Raw genomic sequence first — 4,000 nt, forward strand, 5'->3', positions numbered from 1 at the left:
GCGCTCACCGATCCGCACTGGAGCGCCCTCACCCCCGTGGCTCCGCTGCGCCGCTGGCGCATCGTCGAGCTCGACGACGAGACCCGGCTGACCACCTCCCGGCTGCGCCTCGACGAACGGATCCTGCACTTCCTGGCCGGCTCGCCCTACCTGGACGCCCGGCTGCACGGCCTGCTGCGCCGGACCACCGCCCCGGCCTCGCTGCCCGCCTCCTACGATCTGACGGCGGGCCGGGTCGCGGCGGGCTGGTCGGGTGCGCGGCGCGGCGCGCCGCTCAGGGTGGAGCTGGTCGGAGGCGATCTCCGTACCCGCGCGGACATCGCGGCTGTCGCGGCCCGCCGCTCAGGACTCGTCCTCTACGAGATGTCGGCCGCCGACCTCCCGACCGCCCCGGACCGTCGCGACCTGCTGGCCCGTCTGTGGCAACGCGAGGCGGTTCTGCTGCCTGCGGCACTGCTGGTCGAGGCCGGGGACCTGGACCGCGAACAGGCCGCCGCCACCGATGCGTTCGCCGAGAGCGCGGCCGTTCCGCTGGTCGTGTCGAGTACCGGCCCGCGGCAGACGGCACGGCGCCGGGGCGAGCGCGTCACGGTTCCGCCCCTGGACGCGGACGAGCAGCTCGCGGTGTGGGCCGACGCGTTCGCCGGGGTGCCCGAGGTGTCGGCAGGCGATCTGCGTGACCTGGCGGCCCAGTTCTCGCTGCCGCCCCACCTGGTCCGCGCGGCGGGAGAGGCCGTGGCCAGGGACCTGCCCGGTGAGGACCGGCTGGACGCGGCCGGCCTGGCCTGGCAGGCGGGTCTCACCGAGGCCCGGACAGGCATGGACGAGCTGGGCCGCCGGATCGAGCCGCAGGCCTCGTGGGGTGATCTGGTGCTGGCGGAACGGCAGGTCCGGGTGCTGCGCGAGATCACCGCGCATGTGCGGCAGCGGCCGACCGTCCACCAGGAGTGGGGCTTCGCCGGGACGCTGCGCCGGGGGCTGGGAGTCACCGCGCTGTTCGCGGGCGGTTCCGGCACCGGCAAGACACTCGCCGCCGAGGTGATGGCGAAGGAACTGGGCCTGGACCTGTTCGTCATCGACCTCTCCCAGGTGGTCAGCAAATACATCGGTGAGACCGAGAAGAACCTGCGCAAGGTCTTCGACGCCGCCGAACAGGGCGGGGCGCTGCTGCTGTTCGACGAGGCGGACGCGCTGTTCGGCAAGCGCAGCGAGGTCAAGGACTCGCACGACCGGTACGCCAACCTCGAAGTCAGCTACCTGCTGATGCGGATGGAGGCGTACCGGGGTCTGGCGATCCTCACGACGAACATGAAGCAGGCGCTGGACACGGCGTTCATGCGCCGTATCCGTTTCGTCGTGGACTTCCCGTTCCCGGGGGAGAGCGAGCGTGCCGAGATCTGGCGCCGGGTGCTGCCCGCGCGTACGCCGATGAAGGGCGTCGACCCGGCACTGCTGGCACGTCTGACCGTGGCGGGCGGTTCCATCCGCAACATCGCGCTGTCGGGCGCGTTCCTGGCGGCGGAGGAGGGCGACCGGCTCCGGATGCGCCACCTGCTGGAGGCCGCCCGTACCGAATACCTGAAGCTCGACCGTTCCCTGACACCGTCGGAGGTGCAGGGATGGGTCTGAACGAGCAGCAGCGCACGGTACGGGTGGACATCGGCGAGCTGGTGCTCGACGGGTTCGGCCGGGTCGACCCGGAGCGCGTGTCGGAGGCGTTCCAGGCGGAGCTGTCCCGCCTCGTCCGGGAACGGGGCGTGCCGCTGGCGGCGGACGGCGGGCAGACGCTGGAAGCCCTGGCGGGACTGCCCCCGCTGCCCTCGTCGCTCTCCGCGCGGCGCCTGGGCCAGGAGCTGGCGCGCGCGGTGCACACGGGCCTGTCCGGCGGGGGCGAGGCGACGCGATGAGTACCTCCCACGCGCAGGAGACGCGGCCGGACCGGTCCGGCAAGCGCCGCACACGCAAGGACCGTGCCGCGACGCGGGCACCCGAGCCGAAGGACATCGTCAGCGGCGCGGGCCAGCCGCTCGACCTGAGCGTACGGCGGGAGCTGGAGGAGCAGCTCGGGCACGACTTCGGCCGCGTACGGCTGCACACCGGACAGGACGCGGGCGCGCTCACCGAGATGCTCGGCGCGGACGCGGTCGCGGTCGGCCAGGACATCTTCTTCCGGGAGGGCGCGTACCGTCCCGGTACGCAGGACGGCCGGCGTCTGCTGGCCCATGAGCTGCTGCACACCGTGCAGAACCCGCACGGCCTGGGCACGCTGCGAGCGGGACGCGACCTGGGCGGGGTGAGCCTGCCGCACCAGGCGATGGAGCGCGAGGCGGAGTCGGCGGCGCGGGAAGCCGTACGGGACGGGGAGCCCGCGGCCCGGGTGGAGAAGGGACAGGCGACACCGGGCTGGCTGCGGTACGCGACCGTGGACGCCGACCGGAACCGGCTGGAGCAGATCGATCCGGCAACGCTGGTGGAACGGCTGGCGAACGGTCTGCTGCGCTCACTGCGCGGCGACCCCGCCGACCTGTCCGGGCGAGTGCGCTGGGAACTTGCCCGCCTGGCCCCGCGGTTGCAGGATTCTGTACTGGACCGGCTGGAGAACCGGCTGCTCACGTCCGAGTACGACCGGCTGCTCGATCTCGCAGAGGAAGCAGAGGCCGGGCCCGCAGGCTTCACCTCGGCCGATGTGCCTGCCCCGGAGATCGACCTCTTCGAGGCGCTGGGCGTGGAGCGCACCCGGTGGAAGCGCAAGCAGGAGGGGGAGGCAGCCTCCACCAGCCGGCGCGACGACGACGCACGCGAGGAGCAGCGGGACGCCAGCGCCCGTGACGAGCAGCGGGGCAGCGACCGCAGCAGAGCGCGTTCCGACGCGGCGGCCGAGGACCGGGAAGCGGCACAGCGTAAGGAGCGGGAGGCCGAGCGCGCGCAGTCGCGCGAGCGGGCGGAGCAGGAACAGCAGCAGGAGGAGGAGAAGCAGTCCGCGGACCGGCAGCGCACCGACGAGGCCGCCGACGAGCGGGCACAGGGGCAGCGGGAGGGCACCGAGGAGGCGAAGGAGGAACGCAAGGCCCAACGGGACCGCGAGGAGCAGGACCCGGAGCAGGCGAACGCTCCCGGCGCGGACAAACGCAAACGCCAGGATGACGCGAAGAAGCCGGCGGACGGTTCGAAGAGGGAGGACCTCGACCCGAAGGCGAAGGCGCAGCCCGGCCCCGTTCGTCCTGAGAAGGTCGATGAACGCGGCGACCGGCCGGACAGCGCACTGTCCGAGCACGGCCTCCATGAGAAGGACGAGGACGAGGGGGAACCGCGCGAGGAGGAGAAGCCGCTCGGACTTGAGGCGGGCGCGGGTGACGAGATCGACGGTGACGAGGGCCGTGGGCAGGGCAGGGCGGGCGCTGCCCGGGTCGAGGACGAGCTGAAGCCCGAGGACCACCTGCCCGAGACCGACCTGGACCTGTCCGCCGTGCCGGCAGCGGACGACATGACGCCGGGGGCGGCACCACCGAGCCTGCCCGCCTTCCCTGCCCCGCCGCCGACCAAGGCCGAACGGGTCCAGCAGGAGAGGGAGAAGGAGCAGCAGGAGGAGGACGAGGACTCCGCGGCTCCCGAGGCGAAGGCGCCCGGTCAGGACGAAGGGCCCGTCGAGGGCGAGGCACCCCGCCCGGAGGGCGGGCCCGTGGCGGAGGCGCAGGACCGCAGCGCGAAGGACCTGCAGCCCGAGAAGGCGGCCGACCAGGAGGTCGGCCCCGACCCGGGGACCGCGGACAAGGAACAACAGGAACCGGAGACCGAGAAGCCCGACCCGGCCCAGGAACAGGAGCAGCAGCAGGAGGGGCCTCCTTCCGGCGGCAAGGAGGAGCGGGACACCGACGAGGCGAAGGACGCCCGTGAGGAACAGCGTCAGCTGAGCGAACGCGGACAGCAGGAGGTGCAGCGGGGCGTCGTCGGCGACAGGCCGGCCCCCGCCGCGGCCGATGCCGCTCCCGCCGCCCCGCCC

At 73.3% G+C, this 4,000-nt stretch carries 3 protein-coding genes; all 3 read left to right on the forward strand.

Features of this window, described 5'->3' with window-relative positions:
• A partial coding sequence (locus tag VN520_RS14760; RefSeq protein WP_325747360.1) for an ATP-binding protein occupies nt 1–1,629 on the forward strand: 1,629 nt, incomplete at its 5' end.
• Nucleotides 1,620–1,907, forward strand: coding sequence for a hypothetical protein (locus VN520_RS14765; protein ID WP_325747361.1), 288 nt, complete (start codon nt 1,620–1,622; stop codon nt 1,905–1,907). The genes VN520_RS14760 and VN520_RS14765, both read left to right, overlap by 10 nt.
• A partial coding sequence (locus VN520_RS14770; RefSeq protein ID WP_325747362.1) for an eCIS core domain-containing protein occupies nt 1,904–4,000 on the forward strand: 2,097 nt, incomplete at its 3' end. The genes VN520_RS14765 and VN520_RS14770, both read left to right, overlap by 4 nt.

The sequence above is a fragment of the Streptomyces sp. genome (genome assembly GCF_035563135.1).
GTDB lineage: Bacteria > Actinomycetota > Actinomycetes > Streptomycetales > Streptomycetaceae > Streptomyces.

Excerpts from the sequence above, each read along its gene's own strand:
- VN520_RS14765 (WP_325747361.1), top strand. The coding sequence starts at position 1,620 with ATGGGTCTGAACGAGCAGCAGCGCACGGTACGGGTGGACATCGGCGAG.